We start from the raw sequence: 21,029 nt of genomic DNA on the forward strand, positions 1-21,029 counted from the left end.
TGTTACAAATAATATGGTATTATCCTAATGAAAAATAAAGCACTATATACGGCACTTTTGGTTGGATTCTCACTCCAAGGAATTGCACAGCAAAAGCCACCTATTGATCACACTGTATTTGATTCGTGGAAAAACATATCTGCACAAAATTTCTCCAAGTCAGGGAAATTTATCTACTATACGATTTCACCACAAGAAGGCGATGCCGTCACAGAATTAAAAGATCAACAGAATAATCTAATTTTTAGGCTCCAAAGAGGAACTTCATCCAAAATAACCGAAAACGAGAAATTTTTCATAAGCAACATCAAACCATTATTCAAAGAAACGCGCGAAGCTAAAATTAAGAATAAGAAGCTTGATGAAATGCCAAAAGACTCTTTATCGGTCTTCAATATTTCTACCAAAGAAGCTGTAAATCTTGGCGCCATTAAAAATTGGAAATCACCTAGATTACTTACTTCATACATAGCTTATCAACAGGAAATTGAAATTCCTACTAAACAAGATACGATAAAAAAAGACCTTATTTCGGATTCGAGCACAACAAAATCTGTTGCTTCTAAAAAAGCTCCCAGTAAAAAAGAAACGGTTTTGGTACTTTACAACTTACAAAGCAAGGACACTGTTCAAATTTGGAAAGCTGACAGTTACTATTTTGATGACAATGAAAAGTATTTAGTCTATAACAAAAAAGGTGCAGACAAAGATACGACTGGCATTGCAGGCTTATATATTTATGATTTGGCTAAAAAATCCGAAAAGAAAATAAGCAATGGCAAAGGAAATTATAAAAACATCAGTTTTGATGATTTGTCGCAAAGATTAGTGTTCTTAGCCGATAAATCCCCGGAGAAAGCGCAAATTAAAGATTTTAAAGTTTACCATTATAATTGGCAGACAGATACAGCGACAGTGTTATTAGATAAACAATCAGCAGGTGTTCCGATGAATTGGTATGTTTCGGGTGATGGCAATTTAAATTTCAGTGCTGATGGCAAGAAATTGATGTTGGGTTTAGCTCCTATCCCGAAGGTAAAAGACACTACACTCCTTGAATTTGAAAACGCGAAAGTGGATATTTGGCACTGGCAGGATGAATCATTGATGACACAACAACTAGTAAATGTTGGACGCGAACGAGCTAAAAGTTTTGAGGCTGTATACCATTTTAACACTCAACGCTTAATTCCTTTGAGTGATGAAAATTTTGGTAGATTATTCACCACAGCTACAGGAAATGAAGAATGGGCACTTAGCTCCCAAGTAACCAAAGAAAACAAAATTGCATCGCAATGGTCTCTTGGCAATCCACAAGACATTTATTTGGTATCAACTATTACAGGTAATAAAATATTAATCAAAAAGAGTCACATAGGTCAAGCATATTTGTCTCCGAATGCTACACATATTGTATTTTATAATACGGATAAGTCAGTATGGTCTGTATATGAGATCGCTAAAGAACAGGAAATACTTTTAACACAAAATCTTTCTGTTTCTTTTGCGGATGAACTTAATGATGTACCCGCCTCGCCGAGTTCGTACGGTTATGCAGGTTGGTCTGAAGATGGCAAAGGTATTTATATCAATGATCGATACGACATTTGGTATTTTAGTTTTGATGGAAAAAACAAAGTGAATGTGACAAACAATTATGGACGTCAAAACAACATTGTACTGCGAGCTCAAATTTTTAGAAACAGCGATCCGCGTCAAGCATCAAACATTATTAATCCCAAAAAATCACTTTTGCTCACTTCATTTCATGAGAAAACAAAAGAAAATGGATTTTTCAAATTAGATTTAGGTAAGAAAAATGGATTAAAAGAGATAATTCAATCCAAAAACGTTTACAAAAGATTAATTTCAAATGAAGACAACACAATTTTCGCATTATCACGCGAAAACTATGTTGAATATCCAGATTTGTACTTAACAAAAGATTTTGTAAACCTTTCGAAGCTTACAGATATCAATCCGCAACAAAAGAACTACAATTGGGGGACTGCTGAGCTTGTAAAATGGACGACACCAAATGGCTATGCTGCTGAGGGAATATTATATAAGCCAGAGGATTTTGATCAAAGTAAAAAATACCCAATCATCTCCTATTTCTACGAGACTCATACAGAAGGATTGTATAGTTACCACGAACCTGCTCCTACGCCGTCGCGTTTGATGATTTCGTATTTTGTAAGTAATGGTTATTTGGTGTTCTCTCCGGATATCCGCTACAAAACTGGACAACCAGGCAAAGACGCAGAAGAATATGTAAACTCAGGCATGAAATTTTTAGCGCAAAATCCGTGGGTAGACGAAACAAAAATGGCGATTCAAGGACAAAGTTGGGGTGGTTATCAAGTAGCGCATTTGATTACACGTACCAATATGTATGCTGCAGCATGGTCTGGTGCGCCTGTAGTTAATATGACTTCTGCGTATGGTGGTATCCGTTGGCAAACGGGTATGTCAAGACAATTTCAGTACGAAAAGACGCAGAGCCGTCTAGGGGCTACATTGTGGGAAAACCGCGATTTGTACATTGAAAACTCTCCATTATTCTTTTTGGATAAAGTAACTACTCCAGTCGCTATTATGCACAATGACAATGATGGGGCTGTGCCTTGGTACCAAGGTATAGAAATGTTTACGGCACTTCGTCGTCTGCAAAAGCCTGTCTGGTTATTGAATTACAATGGAGACGAACATAATTTGATGCAACGCCAAAACCGTAAAGATATTCAAATTCGTCAATCACAATTCTTTGACCACTTCTTAAAAGGAAAACCTGCAGCCGATTGGATTAAGCGCGGCGTAAAAGCGATTGATAAAGGTATAGATTGGGGTTTACGCGAAAGCGATTAAAAGATAGATCAATATTAATTAAACAAAATGAGGGTTCAGATACAAGTCTGAACCCTCATTTTGTTTTCAAATCTTTTTAAATTACATTTAATGCATGGAATAGATTTAATCAAACCTGTGACTCTATGTGTAGTATGCGCACATATTAAAATTTTTAAATAGCCATTTTTAGTAAGTGAGCGCTCAAAAAAGCAATTTTAACCAAAAATCGATACTAAAAAACTATTTTTTAATAAAAATTAGCACTTTTATTGATGTAAAATCCATAAAATTCATATTATTTCTACTTTTTTTCATTTTTTTCAAAAAAAATTATAAAAATCTAAAATCATAATGTATTTTTGGTCATCATTAATCAAATAGACAACAAAATACAACCAAACAAACATAAGATGTCAAACTTCAGATTCGAATCCGTAAACGCTGCAGCCTCAAGAACAGCTTTACCAGAAGAAAAAGTAAGTACGAAAAGAGCGATAAACATTTATGGAAAAAATGTTTTCACAAACTCAAAAATGCAAGCTTACTTACCTAAATCAACTTTCAAAGAACTTAGCAAAGCAATTGAAGATGGGACTCAAATCTCTCGCGAATTAGCTGATGTGATTTCACAAGCTATGAAGACTTGGTCTATCGAGAATGGCGCCTCTCACTATACACACTGGTTCCAACCATTGACTGGTACAACTGCTGAGAAACATGATGCTTTCTTCGAACCTGATGACAATGGTGATGCTATCGAAAAATTCACTGGTGATGCATTAGTTCAACAAGAACCAGATGCTTCTTCATTCCCTAATGGTGGTATCCGTAATACTTTCGAAGCGCGCGGTTATACAGCTTGGGATCCTTCATCTCCAGCATTTATTTACGAGACTCCTGCTGGCAAGACATTATGTATTCCTACAGTATTTGTTTCTTACACAGGTGAATCATTAGATTACAAAGCGCCATTATTGAAAGCTGTTGCAGCGATCGATAAAGCAGCGACTGATGTAGCACAATATTTTGACAAACAAGTATCTAAAGTAAACGCATCTTTAGGTATCGAACAAGAATATTTCTTAGTAGACTTAGCGCTATACAATGCACGTCCTGACTTACAATTGACTGGCCGTACATTATTTGGCCATATGTCTGCTAAAGGACAACAATTAGAAGATCATTACTTCGGAGCTATTCCTGAGCGCGTATTGGCATTCATGGTAGACTTGGAAAATGAATCTTTGAAATTAGGTATTCCATTAAAAACTCGTCACAACGAGGTTGCTCCTTCTCAATTTGAGTGTGCACCGATGTACGAAGAAATCAACTTGGCTATCGATCACAACCAATTGTTGATGAATGTAATGGAGCAAGTTGCTATCCGTCACAACTTCAAAGTATTATTACACGAGAAACCATATTCTGGTGTTAATGGTTCGGGTAAACACAACAACTGGTCATTAATCACAAATACAGGTGTAAACTTGTTGTCGCCAGGCAAAACGCCTAAAAACAACTTGATGTTCTTGACATTCTTCGTAAATACGATCAAAGCTGTTTATGAGTATGCAGACTTATTACGCGCATCTATTGCTAGTCACTCGAATGACCACCGTCTAGGTGCTAATGAGGCTCCTCCAGCGATCATCTCAATTTTCTTAGGTTCTCAATTAGATGAAATCTTAGAAGAAGTAGAATCAGCACGTGTAGCGAAAAAAGTAAAAGCAGAAACAAACTTGTGGCATGGTATTCCTAAAATTCCTGAATTGAGATTGGATACTACTGACCGTAACCGTACTTCACCATTCGCCTTCACAGGTAACAAATTCGAATTCCGTGCAGTAGGTTCATCAGCGAACTCGGCATTGCCAATGACGGTTTTGAACGCTATCGTAGCAGCTCAATTGATCGAATTTAAAGCTGAAGTTGATAAACAAATCAAAAAGGGAACGAAAAAAGATCTTGCTATCTTAAACGTTATCCGCAAATACATCAAAGATTCTAAAGCTATTCGTTTCGAAGGAAATGGTTATAGCGATGAGTGGGCTGCTGAAGCAGAAGCTAGAGGCTTGTCTAACATCAAATCTACACCTAAAGCATTAGACGTATACGTAAAAGAAGAATCTTTAGAATTATTCGAAAGATTAGGTATCTACTCAAAACGTGAATCAGAAGCGCGTCACGAGATCTTGTTAGAAAACTTCTACAAGAAATTACAAATCGAGGCACGTGTAATCGGTGAGGTTGTAAATAGCCAAATCGCTCCTGCTTGTTTCACTTACCAAAATGAGTTGATCCAAAACGTTAAAGGTCTTCAAGATTTAGGTTTAAACAAAGAAGCATATTCTTCACAATTGAACTTAGTAGAGCGTATCTCGAAACATACCAACACGATCTTAGAGAAATCTGAGGCTATGCGTCAAGAGCGTAAAAAAGCTAACAATATCGAAGATATCCGCGAAAGATCAATCGCTTACGATGAGGCTGTAAAACCTTACTTTGATGAAATCCGTTACCACGTTAACAAATTGGAGAAAATTGTTGACGATGCGAAATGGCCTTTACCAAAATTACGTGAGTTGTTATTTATCCACTAGTAGCTAATCAACCTTCATATAAATTCAAGGTAAGTAGCCACCATATTTGGTGGCTACTTTTTTTGTTTTCAATTTTAATAGCTTAAATTCGAGTATGAAAATAATCGGTATTATTCCTGCTCGCTATGACTCGAGTCGCTTTCCGGGCAAACCTCTTATTGATATTGCAGGACAATCTATGATTCAGCGCGTCTATCAACAAGCCAAACACGCTACTTCCCTATCCGAAGTCATCGTCGCTACGGATGATCAACGTATATATGACCATGTCAAAAGTTTTGCAGGCAATGTGATGATGACAAGCAACGAACACCAATCAGGCACAGACCGTTGTGCAGAAGTAGCAGCAAGTTTGGTTGGTTTTGATGTCGCCATCAATATTCAAGGTGACGAACCTTTTATTGATCCACAACAGATTGATTTGTTAGCTTCATGTTTTGAAAAATTAGATACCGAAATTGCAACGTTGATTCGTCGGGTAGAAACAGAAGATGAACTTTTCAACGAAAACAAACCCAAAGTAGTGTTAAACCGTAAAGGTGAAGCCATTTATTTCTCGAGACAGGCAGTTCCATTTTTGCGGGGTATAAAATCCAATGAATGGCTCGTACAAAGACCGTATTACAACCATATCGGCATCTACGGCTACCGTACTGATATCTTACAACAATTGACAGCTCTACCCCTTTCTGATCTGGAAACTATGGAAGCGCTCGAGCAATTGCGATGGATAGACAATGGTTACAAAATTCAAACCGCTATTTCTAGCCATTCAAATGATGCGATAGACACTCCGGAAGATCTTAGATATGTGTTAAATAAGTACTTTAATCTATAAAATACTATTGCGCATTTCAAAAAAAAAATAATCCCCAATTTACGTCTCTTTATCTGAAATGCGCAATAACATTAAAAAAAATTAAACCTGATAATCAAGTTAACACTAAAACAATTACACTTATAAGAAATTAACTTAAATTGCGTGTATCATGATGTTAGCTGCAACCAACAGAGACGACATTCCAAAATACGAATTTAGAAACGTGGAACAAAAGACCCAACAAATAAAGCAATTGACCGAGCATCTTTTAAAGAAATATGCATTAAGCGACATTGTCGTTACAGACTATTGAGATGTTGACAATACAGCAATTGGACTTGCTAATAAAACAAAAGAATATACAGTTTATATCACTGACAATGGAAGAACTTACAATAAGTTTTTGTTTCATTATAATATCCTCCGACAACTGATGACTTTCCATACATACCTGGAGGAGACTTTGATAATTTATCCGCTGAAGAAGTTGAAAACATTCTCGTCAAGCATTTAAAAATTAGGAAATGACAGCTGAGGAAATTAAACGAATAATAAGTAATGAATTAACGGCTGAGCCTGACATTAAAAATGTATTTGGACTGGACTTGACAAAATGTTTAATCGAGCCCCAAAAACAGAAATATAAAAATGCAAATGATTCGACAGACATGTATGACTTGTGGACTGTTCTTGAGGAAAATGAACATAAAAGCGGCTACAAAATATATTTTGACGAAGAAACTAAGATGTTTGGACTTGCAATAAACTCAGACAAAGACGAGTTGATTGATATTGGAGGATACGGAACATTTTTAAAGACACTATACTCGATGTGAGATTTGGTAGCAGCTAACATCGGTAACTGTTGCACAACTCATTCAAAAAGTTAAAAATTAAAAATATTCGACCTCGTTTAAGCCGATTTAAGCGAGGTTTATTCTATTATTATGATTGGCTAATTGATAATTTGTCAGGCTTGTCCACAAAAGTAGACATTCTATTACGGCAATACTTTGGGCTATTATTATTATAATATTACTATTGAATTTCAGATATTTATTAAAATTATAACATCCTGCTGTCTTCAAAAATAGAAATCAAATTGATTTAAAAATTTCTTATTATGGAAATACAAATAACAAAGACATTGAGTCAAACACAATTTGATCAAATCGTAAAACTTTGGAATGCAGAGTATCCGATTAATCTTCAAAATAGATTTGAATTGCTATTGATTGATGTGCAAAACTATAATCATTATCTTATTGAAGAAAATAAACAAATTTTAGCATGGGCTGTTGCTTTCGACAAAGAAAACGAAACACGATTTTCAATTATCGTTAAGGATGAGCATAAAGGCAAAGGATTAGGCACTTTATTAATAGAAAAGCTCAAATTTAAATTAGGAGAATTTTATGGTTGGGTAATCGATCATGATAACGATCTTAAAGCAAATGGAGAAGTATATAAATCCCCACTCGCATTTTATCAAAACAAAGGCTTTGAAGTTTTATATAATCTGCGAATTGATAATGAAGTTTTAAAAGCTGTAAAAATAAAAAGTCCGGTGAAAGTGTTTGCTGAAACTTCACGATTCATACTACGCGAAATAATATCTAGTGATTCAGATGGTCTTTTTGAATTGGATAGTGATGCAGATGTGCATCGGTATTTAGGAAACGATCCTGTGAAAAATAAAGAACAGATTGCAGAAGTAATACAGTTCATCAGAAATCAATATCTGGTTAATGGTATTGGACGTTGGGCAATAATTGAAAAAAACACAAACAATTTTGTAGGATGGACAGGCTTGAAATTAGTAACCGAAATGGTGAATAAACATCAAAATTATTATGATTTGGGTTATAGGATAATTAGGAAATATTGGGGAAAGGGTATTGCGACTGAAACTGCAAGAGCAGTATTGGATTATGGTTTTAAGAATTTGGACGTGGATAAGATATATTCTATTGTTCACCCACAAAATGAAAGCTCTAAAAATGTCTTGTATAAACTTGGATTTATTTATCAAGAATCATTTGATTTTGACAACGAGGAAACCTATTGGTTCAACTTAGATAAATCAAAATGGTTTAATTAATAATTGAAAATTCAGTATAAAATCAGATTCACGAAAAATTCAATCTCTTGACATTCATTTAGAAAATAACAAAATGATTAGATTAAGAATAAATTAACCCGCAAATCACATATTCCAAAAGCAAATGTACGTTCCTTCCAAATTTCAGCTAACAGATAAGACAGAGTTACTCGACTTCATGCAAAGATTTAGCTTTGCTACTATCATTACTACTAAGAATATATCCCGATTGCTACACAATTGCCATTTCTTATTAAACAAAGAGAGGATAAACTAATTCTTTCTGCACATTTTGCTATAGCAAATGAACAGGTGAATTATATAGAAGATACTATTTCGTTAGTTATTTTTTCTGAACCTCATGCCTATATTTCGCCATCACATTACGACAAATTGGAAAGTGTTCCTACTTGGGATTATATTTCAGTACATGTCTACGGAAAAGCTAAGATTCTTCATACTACAGCTGAAAAAATGCAAGCTTTGGAAGACATGATCCATTTTTACGAAAATGATTATTACAAACAATGGAAAAGTATTTCAGAGAAATATATTCAAGGCATGCTAAAAGGTATTGTAGCATTTGAATTAGAAGCTACAGATGTGCAAGGACAACAAAAACTAAGTCAAAATAAATCTCAAAAGGAAATTGACAGGATAGTTCAGCATTTAGAAAACAGCGAAATACAAACTGAAAAAGATTTAGCGGAATATATTTTAAAAGCTAGCAAACTTTAATCTGATATATAAAATTCTTTGGTTAAATTTAAGTAAATCAATCGCCCACAACTATGAATATCGTCATTACCGGTGCTTCATCCGGAATAGGTAAAGCTGTTGCTAATCACCTCGCAAAGGTTGGTCATCAGGTGCTAGGCACGAGTCGTTACAAAGAAGGGCGTTTTGATAATTTTGAATTACTAAAACTCGATGTAACGGATAATTCTTCGGTAGAGAAATTTATTGAACAAATTTTTCAGCGATTTCACCAAGTGGATGTGCTAATCAACAATGCGGGATATGTCATTTCTGGACCTATGGAGAACATAACTATTGACGAAGCAAAGCTGCAAGTAGACACCAACTATTTTGGTGTTGTACGTCTCACGCAAAAATTACTTCCACATTTCAGAGCGAATAATAAGGGAAAAATTATTAATATATGTTCGCTAGCTGGACAAATTGGTATGCCTTTTCAAGCACACTATTCCGCTAGTAAATATGCTTTAGAAGGTTTTACCGACGCACTGCGTTTAGAATTATCACCTTTCAATATTCAAGTTTGTAATATCAATCCAGGTGATTTTCGCACAAATATTACCTACAATAGAAAAATAACTCCTCAAATTGACTCAGCCTATAAATTTCAATTTGAAAGAATTTTAGATATTTACGCTACAGAGGAAAATAATGGCGCAGATCCTGTAAGAATTGCCAATTTAATTACTTCTCTACTTTCAAAAAACAAGTTAAAAGCACGTTATACTGTTGGAAAATTTTCTCAAACTTCCGCTGTAACTTTTAAACGTATTTTTGGAACACAACTATTTGAACGTGTAATGAAAATTATGTGGAAGATTAAATAAAAAAATTTATTTCATTCAATCAAATCATTAATCATCAAATATAATCACCGAATACGACAAAGATTTTCCTTTTTGAAAACAAAAAAATAAATAATAAAGAAAGGATTTGGGTGAGTTAAATTAAGAGATTTGATAAACCTGATATATTTCAATAAAAAAGTATTTACGTCATTAAAATTAGTAGTAAATATTAATACAAAATATTGTAGCAACTTAAGGTATTTTAACGTTAAAATATTGTAGGTATATATAAATTTATTGTAAAATACCTATAATTAGGTATTACACACCCAGTTAATAGACTTTATTTCATATATTTATATATAGTAAATTTTGCAATTGCAAATTATTACAACATCTACTTTTTTTAACCTTTAACAACGCAGTTAATATGAATTTATTCCAATTACAACCCAAACAAACGGACAGTATGCCTGATGACAAATTAACTCAAGCATACAACCGATTACAGAGCATACTTAAAATAGCGCAGATTAAACCGCTATCTGAAGCTGCTACGAATAAAATAAATGATAAAATCAATGCGCTTAATTCATCAACTAAAATTAATGGTGCACTTTATCGTTTAATCACCCTTACTGAAAACGAAATTATTGATATCATAGAACAAGATGTTAAAGTCGTTCCTGTAGGATATTACAGCAAGCGATGGCTTGCGATAGGAATGAGTGCATTCGGGATTTCATTAGGTGTAATAATAGGTTTGATTACAAAAAATATGGCATTCTTAGGTATTGGATTGCCAATTGGACTCGGTATTGGCGCATTAATTGGAAGACAAATGGATTCTAAAGCGGCTTTAGAAGGTCGTCAATATGAAATTACAGTTTCTTAAAAAGACTGAGAATACGATTGTAATACCCTTACATCCACATTAGAAAATGAGCCTTATGAATGTATACTAAGGCTCACTTTTTTTATCAATAATTTAAACCATCTCATTAAACCTACTCCAAGAATAACTGAATTTATCTAAATTTATATACCAACACTATAAACATGAAGGAGAAGTTCGCTGAATTATTCGAATACAACCAAAAAATGAATATGGAACTTATAAAGTTAATAGGTTCACATTATGCTCATGTCTCAGAAAAGACATTCTTGTTGCTCTCACACATCATCAATGCTCATCAAATATGGAATTCGAGAATTATTCAACGTAATGAATTTGGCGTATGGCAATTAAATGATTGGAATACTGTTGCAGCATTAAACAATTCAAATTTTACGGACACACTGCATATTTTATCTTCTGAGGATTTGAATCGAATTGTTACCTATAAAACTTCCACAGGAGTAGTTTTTGAGAACAAATTAGATGATATTCTTTTCCATATTATAAATCATTCCACCTACCACAGAGCTCAGATTGCAACTGAATGTCGTAATTCTGGGATTACTCCCCTACTAACAGATTATATAATGTATAAAAGGTTATAAAAAATCTGATTCGCCTTTAGGTTAATGCTATATAAATTAATTCTTTGCATAAGACAATTCTTAACCCACTTAAATCCTGTAAATTAGCTTTCGTTACACCAACTGCAACGCAGTTATGTAACCGAAAATCTTTATTTATGAATAAATATATTGACCTAACAGCTTATCATCAATCTTTATTACCTAATGATCGTCGAATCTGTGAATTACTTTGTAACACTATTAATGAAAACCTTAATTATACTGAAAATAAAATATGGCATGGACACCCCGTATGGTTTATAGACGGAAATCCCATTGTAGGATATAGCAAACAAAAAAAAGGTGTACGTCTGATGTTTTGGAGTGGAGCTGATTTTGAAGAAGAAAAGCTATCGATCATAGGTGAAAAATTTAAAGATGCTTCAATATTTTATAATTCTGAAGACGAAATTTATCAAGATGATTTAATGCGATGGCTAATTAAAGCTGAAAATATTCAATGGGATTATAAAAATATAATTAAGCGTAAGGGTCAACTTCTTAGACTGAAATAATTATGGTCAATTTGGAAACATTTCGAAAAATTGCATTAGCGTATCCTGAAGCAATTGAAGATACACATTTCGATAAGCTATCATTTCGTGTTAAAAAGAAGATCTTTGCAACGTATAATCCTAAAAACAACCAAGTTTCGGTCAAACTTTCTCTCTCTGATCAAGATTTATATGGATTAATTGATAAAAACACAATTTACGCAGTTCCAAATGCTTGGGGAAAACAAGGCTGGACAATAGTAGAACTCAATACAATTAATGAAGAGATAATTACAGATATTGTACGAAGTGCATATTGTCAAGTCGCTCCAGCAAAACTTGCCAATACATATCTTGATCAAGAAAATATCACGTGATATGGGAAATATTATTTGCGCAATAAACATGACGATAGATGGTAATTTCGATCACAACCAATCGTTACCTGATGCACATGTTCATGCGCACTATACCGACCTGCTGAAAAAAGGAACTACAATATTGTATGGTCGCAAAACCTATGAACTTATGTTGTATTGGAAAGATGCATTAAAGAATAAAAACTCCGATTTCGAAAGTTACGCATTTGCAAAAACTATACATGCTATCCGAAAAATTGTATTTTCAAACACTTTACATACCACCGATTGGTCTACAGCAGAATTGGCCAGTAACACACTCTTAGAAACCGTAAAAAACCTAAAAGAAGAAAAAGATTCATTAGTATATATCGGTAGTCGAAGTTTGATGATACAGTTGTTAGCACTGAAACTGTTAGACGAAATACAACTTTGTATTCATCCAATGGTCACTCCTACAAGACGGTTATTATTTGAAGGTCTGGAAGGTCAGATTGTTTTCAAACAAAAATTAATCAAAACGCTGCCTGGTGGACATATTATCCTATCGTTACGTCCGATTTATTAAATTATCAAAAACAAGCCTTATTTCCATTTGTTCAAATAACAGAACAATATCAGAGTATTATGAAAAAGAATTTAGTTTTTGACTTTTCTATTGATAGAGAAAGCAATATCATCGAAATAAAAAAGGAATATGCAGCAGATCAAAAACTAGTTTGGGAAGCTTGGACTACACAAGAATGGCTGGATAAATGGTGGGGACCTCAACCTTGGCATGTAGAAACAAAGACTTTGGATTTCATTCCTAATGGAATATGGCATTATGCGATGGTAGGTCCAGAAGGCGAAAAACATTGGAGTCTATCACAATTTATCAGCATTTATGTACCAAATTCATTTATTCAAAAAGGTGGATTTTGTAATGAAGAGGGAATTATGAATCCTGATTTACCTCAAAGCACTTGGGAAGTTACATTCACTCCAGTGGATGAGCATACGCTTGTAGATTGCAAGCTTACATATGATACGGCAGAAGATTTAGATGTATTTTTGCAAATGGGTTTCCAAGAAGGAATAACAATTTGTTTAGTACAACTTGACAATTTGTTAGAACAGAAAACTTCAACTTAATATTTCAATCACTCTTTAATGGAAATTAAAAAACGAATAATCAACAATAATGAAGTAGCGGAAATTATAGCTGATGAAGTAATAATACACAATTTGGAGGACGCTCTGGATTTAATTGGCAATGTGTATTATCAAAGGTTTGATACATTGATTCTCCATGAGAAAAACATAACGCCTAAATTCTTTGACTTAAAAACTAAATTGGCTGGAGAAGTCTTACAAAAATTTACCCAATACCAATTGGCATTAGTTATTATTGGTGATTTTGGAAAATACCAAAGTAAAAGCTTAAATGACTTTATTTACGAGAGTAATATGAGCAAGCAAGTCAATTTCGTAAAGACCTTAGATAATTTAAGCTCCTAAAACAAGAAAGCCGAAACAGTTGATGTTTCGGCTCTCTATTATATATTTATACGTTCTACCACTTTATAATATCATTTCCGAAGGTAAATAACATCAATGCGATTAGTATAAAGAAACCGATCATTTGTGCAGTTTCTAAGAACTTATCACTTAATGGTTTTCCTTGAATCATTTCAATCAACAAGAATACGACATGGCCACCATCCAACGCTGGAATAGGCAATAAGTTCATAAATGCTAATGCCATAGACAACATACCCACCAAATTCCAGAAACGCGACCAATCCACTTCATCACCAAACATCTTTGCAATTCCCACAGGACCAGAAAGTGCTTTATCTGCTCTCACCTCTCCTTTGAATATCTTTCCAAAACCTTTTATATTGTCTGTAATTACAGAGAAGGCTTTATTAACACCTATCGGTAAAGACTCACCAAAAGAATAGCTGCGCATCACCACAGGTAAGTTAGAAAATCCTAATTTACTCGACGTGTCTGCCGCTGCTACCAATTGCACAGAATCAGTACCACGCAAGACATTCAATTGAATTTCTTTTCCTTTATTTTTTGCTACCTCATCTTGGAATGCATCCAATCGATCAACTTGTACTCCATTGATAGCAATAATTTGATCACCTTTTTTAAGCCCCATTTTATCCGCACGGGTATCCTTCACCACTGTATCCACAGGCAACATCTTAAATATTGGCGTTACAAATTCATTTTTCTTGTGATCAGCCACATCATTCAACATCGTGGCAGGAAGTGTAATATCAAGGGTTTGACCTTGACGCTCTACTTTCAATACCGCATCACCCATCAATACTTCTGAAGTCATCAAATCTTTCATGAAAAGATTTGCAGGATTACCATTTACGGCTAAGATTTTATCGCCTTCTACAAGACCAATCTTCTCCCCGATGATTCCAGGCTTTACACCCCAAAGTTTTGTATTATCAAAATCTGAATCCCCGTATTTGAACACAAGCATCCAGAAAACCAAAATACCGACAATGACATTGACAATAATACCACCAAGCATCACGATAAGACGTTGCCAAGCTGGTTTTGAACGGAATTCCCAAGGTTTTGGTTCTTCTTTAAGCTGTTCCGTATCCATAGATTCGTCTACCATACCAGCGATTTTTACATAACCACCAAGCGGCAACCATCCGATACCGTATTCACAATCTTTATATTTGAATTTGAATAACTTTACGCCCCAAGCATCAAAAAATAAATAAAACTTCTCAACCTTGATTCCAAAAGCTCTTGCGGCTAAGAAGTGTCCTAATTCGTGTAGTATAATTAAAATAGATAAAGCCAGAATAACCTGACCTACCATTACCAATGTTCCCATTTAACTCTTTCTAATTTTTATATTTTACTTTATTGATTAAATCTCGTGCCACGATTCTGCTTTCCGTGTCGAACGCAATATAATCATCCAAACTTAAGTTATTCGTATTTTTTATATGACATAATGTCTCCTCAAGTATATCCGACATCCCTAGGAATGACACTTTATCTTCCAAGAAAGCTGCAACAGCAATTTCGTTCGCAGCATTCAATACGCAGCAACGATTTCCACCCTCCGCTAACGCATCATAAGCCAATTGAAGATTTCTGAATGTTGCTAAATCTGGCTTTTCAAAAGTTAAATTGCCATAATCCATGAAATCAAATCTTTTGAATGAATTTTTATATCGTTGCGGATAAGTCAATGCATATTGAATTGGCAACTTCATATCTGGCAACCCCATCTGCGCCTTCATCGAACCATCTTCAAATTGTACGATCGAATGTATAATAGATTGCGGGTGCACAATGACATCAATTTGATCTATATTCAAATCAAATAACCACTTTGCTTCAATCACCTCAAGACCTTTGTTCATCAAAGAAGCAGAATCTATCGTAATTTTGGCACCCATTGACCAATTCGGATGTTTCAAAGCTTGTGCTTTACCAACAGAGGCCAACTGTTCTCTTGTCCTACCTCTGAATGGTCCTCCAGACGCTGTCAAATATATTTTCTCTATTGGACTTGGTTCGCCCACCAAACATTGAAAGATAGCAGAGTGCTCGGAATCTACAGGCAACATTTTTACATTATGTTGCTTTACTAGCCCCATGATCAACTCTCCGCTTACGACCAAAGTTTCTTTATTCGCTAGCGCAATGTCTTTACCACATTGAATTGCTTTGACCGTAGGTCTCAATCCAGCGGAACCGACAATTGCGTTAAGTACTACATCGATTTCATCCAACTGAACAGCTTCTACCAAACCCTCTTCTCCGTAAAGCACCTTTATACCTGTGCCAGCTAAAACGTCTTTGACTTTTGCATACGCAAATTCAGACACCATAACCACAATCTTGGGACTAAACTCTAAAGCTTGTTTAATTAGGTCATCTGCATTATTGCTGGCTGTGAGAACTGATATTTCAAATTTATCTGGAAATTCACGTGCAACATCCAAAGCCTGCGTACCGATACTTCCTGTAGAACCTAATATGGCTATATTCTTTTTCTCCAAAACTTCCCTTATATTCCTAAATAATGTTTTTCAGTAACTCTGGATCATCACTTCCTTTGTACTCCTTAATCATGCCTACATAAGCAACCGCAAGAACCAAACTCACTGAAGGAATGATTACGAATGTATTAATTGCACTCATGATTTTGGCGAATATAGTGTAATCCATATATTCGAAAAACAGTTGTCCCATATATGTAGACGCCAATAATGCCATCAAGATAAGTAAATTGGTTGTATTTCCGCGAGTAAAAGCAATACTTAACTTAATAGATCTTATAAATCCGAAATTATTTTCCAAGATAAAAAAAGGAAAAAATGATATACGGATGAGTACGAACATCATAATTACACCTGTAATCAATGGGTTAATTTCATATGCAATCCTATCCATCTCAACACCCATATATAATAACGGCATACAAAGTATCGCACAAACTAAATATGCTAACCCCGTGATAAGAGAATACGACAACAAACCTAAAATAAAATGTATAAATTGTTTAGTGGAAGGTACATAACTCATTAATTCGGCTTTTTTGACATCTTTAGCCAAAAGTATGGCGCGCTTAATTAGCACTAACTGCAAACCAAAAAACAAAATCACAAAAATTAACAACAATACGAATCGAATACCACTACTTGTGAGATCACTCAGATAAATTGCTAAATATGTAGATAAATTGTTAGTGACAAACAACAAAAAACACAACCCCGCAACCGATATATAGTGTTTCCTTAAAATACCTAATGCTTGGAGAAACACATCATTAGCACGAAAAGTACTTTCTTTTAAAAATTCTAACATGTTGATTAATAATATTGCAAAGATGATATATTTTTCGCACTACATCAATGAAAATCTTTGGGGTTTCATTCTTTTTTTATCAACGTAATGACTACTTACTAACATGTTACTCTATAGCACAAAAAAAGCTTCGTTTTCACGAAGCTTTTCGGTATTTATAATTTATTTAAAATCCGCTGGAACAGGTCTTTCTAATAAATTTTGATAGTAAAAACGTACTCGTTCTTTAAAATCATATTTAGTTTTCGAACGATTCCAACCGTGTCTACTTCCAGGATAAATCATAAATTCAAATGGAACATCACGATCTGTCAAGGCATCCACTAATTGTATAGTATTCTGCATATGAACGTTATCATCCATATCGCCGTGCAAGATACGCAGACCACCTTTGTATTTATCTACATACGTTAAGATGGAGCCATTTTTATACCCTTCAGGATTATCTTGAGGTGTATCCATCCAACGCTCCGTATAATGCGTATCATACAATTCCCAGCTCGTAACAGGAGCTCCAGCAATACCATAATCAAAATATTCCGAACCTTTGGTCAACGCTAAACAAGTCATATAACCTCCATAACTGTGACCAGTAATCAATAATTTATCTTTTTTCACAAAAGGTTTTGCTTTCAACCATTTTGCAATCGTGATATAATCCACCAATTCCCAGTTGCCTAAGTTACGGTGCATCCATGCGACCCCTTGCTTTCCATAATGTCCTGAAGCTCTGTGATCACATTCAATTTGAATAATACCTTCATTAGCCCAATGTTGCGACATACCACCATATGGACTTGTGGATGTGTTTTTCCATGTATTTCTTACAGAACCTGCATCAGGACCACCATATATATTCATGACCACAGGATATTGCTTGGACTCATCGAAATCTACAGGATAGGTAATGATTACGGGCAAATCAAACTTTCCGTCTTCCGACTTTACCGTTAAATATTCTGTTTTTCCAATTTTGTACTTTTCAAAATTAGGAGATTTAGCATCTGCTAATTCTTTCAACACTTTCCCCTTATTATCTACCAAAGAAACTTTTGCGGGTGTACTTACATTGGAGTAAGTTGTCAAAAAATATTTTCCATTTGGCGATACGGAAACTTGATGTGTATAATTTCCAAAAGTTAGGCGTTTTAAATTTTTACCCGAATAATCAACGCGGTATAGATCCGAAGTCGCAGAATTTTCTTTACGAGCGGTGAAATATATAACTTTAGATTTCTCATCTATGTGCTGCAACTTGGAAACTTGCCAATCGCCAGATGTAATCGCATTAACCAATTTTCCATCCAATGTATACAAATAATAATGCGCCCAACCTGTCTTATCTGACTTCAAAATATAATGCTTATTATCTGCCAAATATGTAATGCGCTCATCGTGATCTAGATTAATCCAAGTCGGTTGCTCCTCATTGTATATTTCTTTCTTAGTTCCGGATAAAGGGTTTACACTGTAAAATTTCAAGTTCGTCTGATCACGGTTCATCCATTGCACCATAATAGATTTGCTGTCGTAACTCCAATATGGTTCTCCAAAGTATTGGTCATCTTTCTCATTGAAATCTGCCCATTGCGCATTTTTCTCCTCAACTTTTACAAAACCAACTTTTACTTCTGGATTGCTTTGCCCTGCTTTAGGATAACGCGTTTGTTCCAAGTAACCATTTTGACCTTTTGATCCGTAAATTGGAAACATCGGAACTTTAGTGTCGTCGAATCGCATAAATGCAATTTGCTTGCTATCCGGTGACCACCAAAATGCCTTATAATTGGTAGCACGTCCTAAAATTTCTTCATAATACACCCAAGAAGACCAACCGTTGTAAATAACATCGGTACCATCTGTTGTGTATTGCGTTTCTGCTCCATTATCAACGGTAACACTGTACAAATTGCTTTCTCTTGTAAACGCTACATACTTACCATCGGGAGATAATGTAGGATTTTGTTCAGGAATGTCTGGTGAATTAGTTAACTTTTTCTCCTGTCCATTAGCAAACTCAATATAAATATCATTATTCTTGGTTACTACTTTTGTGCTTTTGATTTCTGCTGGAACATAGATTTCACGATGTCCAGTCGACACATTTACTTTATACGTACGATTATCTTCACGATTAAGTTCCAAATAGTGGTCATTATCAGCCCACCCCGTGAATCCATTAATTGGTTTTGTAACAGTACTTACTCTTCCCCAAGCTTCGTCAAAGGTTAATTTTTGTTGCGCTACAGACTGCGAGCCAACAAACAAAAGCCCGATAACTGCAAAATTAGTCCAATGTTTTGTCATATTCATTTTTATAAAACCACGAAAATAATCGATTCCCTTACAACAAACGATATATTTATTGTAACAACTTTAAAATTAAAAAAGCCACTTTGCTAGAGTGGCTCAAATATCTTGTTAGGGTTTAGTAATTAGAAAGAAAAATTATCCTTCGCTACATACTCACCACTATTTTCATAAGCAGATTCTTCTTGACTAGGTTCGTATCTTTTCTCTACGACATCTTGGTTAGATTTTATGTATTCCACCACCTCTGTTAATCCCTCTGCGAACTTTTCAAAATCCTCTTTGTATAAGAAAATTTTATGTTTGATAAACTGACCATCTTCAAAACGTTTTTTACTCTCTGTAATAGTCACGTAATAATCATTCGATCGTGTTGCTTTTACATCAAAAAAATAAGTACGTTTTCCAGCTCTCACCTTTTTTGAAAATACTTCTTCACGTTCTTTGTTTTCAAAATCTCCCATTAGTCTAGTAAGTATTTAAGTTTAAATCTTATATTTTAATGTCATAAATATATAATATATCTTATTAAAGAACCAAATTTTTTGCAAAAAATAATTATTTTTTGTTAATAAAGATTTGAAATCATTTTTTAGAATGTATTTTTACCGATAAAATCAGATACTTTACCGAGTAAGCTACTACAAATACCTAATTACAGTGTGTCCAGTGCAATCGGGTATTTACTTTTGAGCTATTAAATATAGAGTAATGGAAAAGTCAACGCATACAAATCAAAACCCACAATTGCCACCAAGCAATAATAAGTCGTCCACTACAGTTGGAGCTATTATTATCCTTTTTGGTGTGTTTCTACTCCTAAACAATTTGGACTTGGGATTTTTATTTCCTAGTTGGCTGTTTAGTTTCCCTATGATTTTGATTATAATCGGACTTGTCATCGGTATTAATTCAAAATTTGAAAAAAAATCATCATTTATATTACTTACAATCGGAGGTATATTTCTACTGCGTAAGATTTTTGATAACTTCAATCCTTTTCAAGTGCTTTTGCCTGCAATCGCTATTGTGATTGGTATCTACATCATCAACAGAAATAGAAAAGCTCCAACAATTCCTACTCCACCTGAGAACACACCTCCTCCACATCCTACGGACGAGTATGATTGGGATCGTCGTGTAGTAGATTTAACTGATGATACTGGAGCAAATACTCAAAATTCTTCACACCAAAATACAGGACATTCTGGAGCGTATAATCAGTTCCAGTATGCCGAAAACTATTTAAAGGTGGATGCTATTTTTGGCAATTCAAATAAAATTATATTGTCCAAAAATTTCTTAGGTGGTACGATTACAAATATTTTTGGATCTTCCGTGATCAACCTTTTACAAGCGGATCTATCACAGCCAGTCGTAATTGATACTTTTCAATTATTTGGAAGTACAAAAATAATAGTTCCAGCACATTGGGTGGTAACACCTTCGATCTCTTCCATATTTGGGGATGTGGATGACCGTAGAATAATCATCAATCATCCGTATGATGAATCTAAAAAATTGTTCCTTACAGGGACATCGTTATTTGGAACGGTAACTATAAAAAATAGCTAAA

19 protein-coding genes and 1 pseudogene are annotated in these 21,029 nt (G+C 34.5%); 15 read left to right on the forward strand and 5 right to left on the reverse strand.

Annotated features, from left to right (window positions below; genetic code table 11):
• Positions 1-27: 27 nt before the first annotated feature.
• The 14 genes and pseudogenes from FLS47_RS07310 to FLS47_RS07375 all read left to right on the forward strand — a co-directional run bounded on the left by FLS47_RS07310 (position 28) and on the right by FLS47_RS07375 (position 13,795).
• Complete coding sequence (locus tag FLS47_RS07310) at positions 28-2,868, forward strand: S9 family peptidase (RefSeq protein WP_149913716.1); 2,841 nt, start codon at positions 28-30, stop codon at positions 2,866-2,868.
• 392 nt (positions 2,869-3,260) lie between these two features.
• Complete coding sequence (locus tag FLS47_RS07315; RefSeq protein ID WP_149913717.1) at positions 3,261-5,450, forward strand: glutamine synthetase III family protein; 2,190 nt, start codon at positions 3,261-3,263, stop codon at positions 5,448-5,450.
• A 94-nt stretch (positions 5,451-5,544) separates the two neighbouring features.
• Entirely contained in the window at positions 5,545-6,288 is a 744-nt protein-coding gene (kdsB, locus tag FLS47_RS07320; protein ID WP_149913718.1) for a 3-deoxy-manno-octulosonate cytidylyltransferase, read from the forward strand.
• Between the two features lie 506 nt (positions 6,289-6,794).
• Positions 6,795-7,106 carry a hypothetical protein gene (locus FLS47_RS07325; RefSeq protein ID WP_149913719.1) on the forward strand — a complete coding sequence of 104 codons (312 nt, stop codon included), beginning with the start codon at positions 6,795-6,797 and terminating at the stop codon, positions 7,104-7,106.
• Between the two features lie 287 nt (positions 7,107-7,393).
• Positions 7,394-8,371, forward strand: coding sequence for a GNAT family N-acetyltransferase (locus tag FLS47_RS07330; protein ID WP_149913720.1), 978 nt, complete (start codon positions 7,394-7,396; stop codon positions 8,369-8,371).
• A gap of 178 nt (positions 8,372-8,549) precedes the next feature.
• Positions 8,550-9,109, forward strand: a pseudogene (locus FLS47_RS07335) (FMN-binding negative transcriptional regulator).
• 53 nt (positions 9,110-9,162) lie between these two features.
• Positions 9,163-9,957 carry an SDR family oxidoreductase gene (locus tag FLS47_RS07340; protein WP_149913721.1) on the forward strand — a complete coding sequence of 265 codons (795 nt, stop codon included), beginning with the start codon at positions 9,163-9,165 and terminating at the stop codon, positions 9,955-9,957.
• A gap of 391 nt (positions 9,958-10,348) precedes the next feature.
• Positions 10,349-10,813, forward strand: a complete 465-nt coding sequence (locus tag FLS47_RS07345) for a hypothetical protein (protein WP_149913722.1) — start codon at positions 10,349-10,351, stop codon at positions 10,811-10,813.
• Between the two features lie 164 nt (positions 10,814-10,977).
• Positions 10,978-11,421 carry a DinB family protein gene (locus FLS47_RS07350; RefSeq protein WP_149913723.1) on the forward strand — a complete coding sequence of 148 codons (444 nt, stop codon included), beginning with the start codon at positions 10,978-10,980 and terminating at the stop codon, positions 11,419-11,421.
• A gap of 137 nt (positions 11,422-11,558) precedes the next feature.
• The gene (locus FLS47_RS07355; RefSeq protein WP_149913724.1) at positions 11,559-11,957 is read left to right on the forward strand and encodes a DUF1801 domain-containing protein; all 399 of its coding nucleotides are present in this window, start codon (positions 11,559-11,561) and stop codon (positions 11,955-11,957) included.
• 2 nt (positions 11,958-11,959) lie between these two features.
• Complete coding sequence (locus tag FLS47_RS07360; RefSeq protein WP_149913725.1) at positions 11,960-12,313, forward strand: MmcQ/YjbR family DNA-binding protein; 354 nt, start codon at positions 11,960-11,962, stop codon at positions 12,311-12,313.
• A 1-nt stretch (position 12,314) separates the two neighbouring features.
• Positions 12,315-12,863 (forward strand): dihydrofolate reductase family protein, encoded by a 549-nt coding sequence (locus FLS47_RS07365; RefSeq protein ID WP_149913726.1) that lies wholly within the window; start codon positions 12,315-12,317, stop codon positions 12,861-12,863.
• A gap of 59 nt (positions 12,864-12,922) precedes the next feature.
• On the forward strand, positions 12,923-13,429 hold the full coding sequence (locus FLS47_RS07370) for an SRPBCC family protein (RefSeq protein WP_149913727.1): 507 nt from the start codon (positions 12,923-12,925) through the stop codon (positions 13,427-13,429).
• An 18-nt stretch (positions 13,430-13,447) separates the two neighbouring features.
• Positions 13,448-13,795 carry a DUF4180 domain-containing protein gene (locus FLS47_RS07375; protein WP_149913728.1) on the forward strand — a complete coding sequence of 116 codons (348 nt, stop codon included), beginning with the start codon at positions 13,448-13,450 and terminating at the stop codon, positions 13,793-13,795.
• Positions 13,796-13,850: 55 nt separating this feature from the next.
• On the opposite strand, the gene rseP is transcribed toward FLS47_RS07375, so the two are convergent.
• The 5 genes from rseP to FLS47_RS07400 form a co-directional block, all read right to left on the reverse strand.
• A complete protein-coding gene (rseP, locus tag FLS47_RS07380; RefSeq protein WP_149913729.1) occupies positions 13,851-15,155 on the reverse strand; it encodes an RIP metalloprotease RseP in 1,305 nt (434 codons plus the stop codon).
• Between the two features lie 10 nt (positions 15,156-15,165).
• Entirely contained in the window at positions 15,166-16,335 is a 1,170-nt protein-coding gene (locus FLS47_RS07385; protein ID WP_149913730.1) for a 1-deoxy-D-xylulose-5-phosphate reductoisomerase, read from the reverse strand.
• 16 nt (positions 16,336-16,351) lie between these two features.
• A complete protein-coding gene (locus FLS47_RS07390) occupies positions 16,352-17,143 on the reverse strand; it encodes a hypothetical protein (RefSeq protein WP_149913731.1) in 792 nt (263 codons plus the stop codon).
• A 162-nt stretch (positions 17,144-17,305) separates the two neighbouring features.
• A complete protein-coding gene (locus tag FLS47_RS07395) occupies positions 17,306-19,450 on the reverse strand; it encodes a S9 family peptidase (protein ID WP_149913732.1) in 2,145 nt (714 codons plus the stop codon).
• Between the two features lie 128 nt (positions 19,451-19,578).
• Positions 19,579-19,917: a DUF3276 family protein gene (locus tag FLS47_RS07400; protein ID WP_149913733.1), complete on the reverse strand. Its 339-nt coding sequence runs from the start codon at positions 19,915-19,917 to the stop codon at positions 19,579-19,581.
• Between the two features lie 247 nt (positions 19,918-20,164).
• On the opposite strand from FLS47_RS07400, the gene FLS47_RS07405 reads away from it, so the two are divergent.
• The gene (locus FLS47_RS07405) at positions 20,165-21,028 is read left to right on the forward strand and encodes a LiaF transmembrane domain-containing protein (protein ID WP_149913734.1); all 864 of its coding nucleotides are present in this window, start codon (positions 20,165-20,167) and stop codon (positions 21,026-21,028) included.
• The last annotated feature ends 1 nt before the right edge of the window (position 21,029 follow it).

Source organism: Sphingobacterium cavernae (assembly GCF_008520265.1).
GTDB classification, from domain to species: domain Bacteria; phylum Bacteroidota; class Bacteroidia; order Sphingobacteriales; family Sphingobacteriaceae; genus Sphingobacterium; species Sphingobacterium cavernae.

Excerpts from the sequence above, each read along its gene's own strand:
- FLS47_RS07310 (WP_149913716.1), top strand. The coding sequence starts at position 28 with ATGAAAAATAAAGCACTATATACGGCACTTTTGGTTGGATTCTCACTC.
- FLS47_RS07315 (WP_149913717.1), top strand. The coding sequence starts at position 3,261 with ATGTCAAACTTCAGATTCGAATCCGTAAACGCTGCAGCCTCAAGAACA.
- kdsB (WP_149913718.1), top strand. The coding sequence starts at position 5,545 with ATGAAAATAATCGGTATTATTCCTGCTCGCTATGACTCGAGTCGCTTT.
- FLS47_RS07325 (WP_149913719.1), top strand. The coding sequence starts at position 6,795 with ATGACAGCTGAGGAAATTAAACGAATAATAAGTAATGAATTAACGGCT.
- FLS47_RS07330 (WP_149913720.1), top strand. The coding sequence starts at position 7,394 with ATGGAAATACAAATAACAAAGACATTGAGTCAAACACAATTTGATCAA.
- FLS47_RS07340 (WP_149913721.1), top strand. The coding sequence starts at position 9,163 with ATGAATATCGTCATTACCGGTGCTTCATCCGGAATAGGTAAAGCTGTT.
- FLS47_RS07345 (WP_149913722.1), top strand. The coding sequence starts at position 10,349 with ATGAATTTATTCCAATTACAACCCAAACAAACGGACAGTATGCCTGAT.
- FLS47_RS07350 (WP_149913723.1), top strand. The coding sequence starts at position 10,978 with ATGAAGGAGAAGTTCGCTGAATTATTCGAATACAACCAAAAAATGAAT.
- FLS47_RS07355 (WP_149913724.1), top strand. The coding sequence starts at position 11,559 with ATGAATAAATATATTGACCTAACAGCTTATCATCAATCTTTATTACCT.
- FLS47_RS07360 (WP_149913725.1), top strand. The coding sequence starts at position 11,960 with ATGGTCAATTTGGAAACATTTCGAAAAATTGCATTAGCGTATCCTGAA.
- FLS47_RS07365 (WP_149913726.1), top strand. The coding sequence starts at position 12,315 with ATGGGAAATATTATTTGCGCAATAAACATGACGATAGATGGTAATTTC.
- FLS47_RS07370 (WP_149913727.1), top strand. The coding sequence starts at position 12,923 with ATGAAAAAGAATTTAGTTTTTGACTTTTCTATTGATAGAGAAAGCAAT.
- FLS47_RS07375 (WP_149913728.1), top strand. The coding sequence starts at position 13,448 with ATGGAAATTAAAAAACGAATAATCAACAATAATGAAGTAGCGGAAATT.
- rseP (WP_149913729.1), bottom strand. The coding sequence starts at position 15,155 with ATGGGAACATTGGTAATGGTAGGTCAGGTTATTCTGGCTTTATCTATT.
- FLS47_RS07390 (WP_149913731.1), bottom strand. The coding sequence starts at position 17,143 with ATGTTAGAATTTTTAAAAGAAAGTACTTTTCGTGCTAATGATGTGTTT.
- FLS47_RS07395 (WP_149913732.1), bottom strand. The coding sequence starts at position 19,450 with ATGACAAAACATTGGACTAATTTTGCAGTTATCGGGCTTTTGTTTGTT.
- FLS47_RS07400 (WP_149913733.1), bottom strand. The coding sequence starts at position 19,917 with ATGGGAGATTTTGAAAACAAAGAACGTGAAGAAGTATTTTCAAAAAAG.
- FLS47_RS07405 (WP_149913734.1), top strand. The coding sequence starts at position 20,165 with ATGGAAAAGTCAACGCATACAAATCAAAACCCACAATTGCCACCAAGC.